The sequence below is a fragment of the Acinetobacter sp. WCHAc060042 genome (assembly GCF_003231195.1).
GTDB lineage: Bacteria > Pseudomonadota > Gammaproteobacteria > Pseudomonadales > Moraxellaceae > Acinetobacter.
In genome coordinates this window covers 1-234 of record NZ_QKVN01000156.1, presented here as the reverse complement: position 1 = coordinate 234, position 234 = coordinate 1, and the positions used below count along the sequence as shown (strand labels likewise).

General features: G+C 37.6%; 1 protein-coding gene. It reads right to left on the bottom strand.

Annotated features, from left to right (window positions below):
* Positions 1-234, bottom strand: a 234-nt coding sequence (locus tag DPG01_RS18705) for an IS30 family transposase (protein ID WP_110976022.1), incomplete at both ends; no start/stop codon positions are given.

Genomic DNA, 234 nt, shown 5'->3' with positions numbered 1-234 from the left:
TTTCTAGGACGAGTATTCAGTGACATGGCAACTTGATTTAAATAATGCTGATCTGCCTGATTTAAATCAATCCCTTTAGGTAAATATTGCCTAATTAAACCATTCATATTTTCGCATGTGCCTTTTTGCCAAGGTGAATGTGGGTCACAGAAATATACATCTATGCCTAAATCTTCTTCGAGTATTTTATGTTCTGACATCTCGCGTCCACGGTCATAGGTCAACGTTTTACGC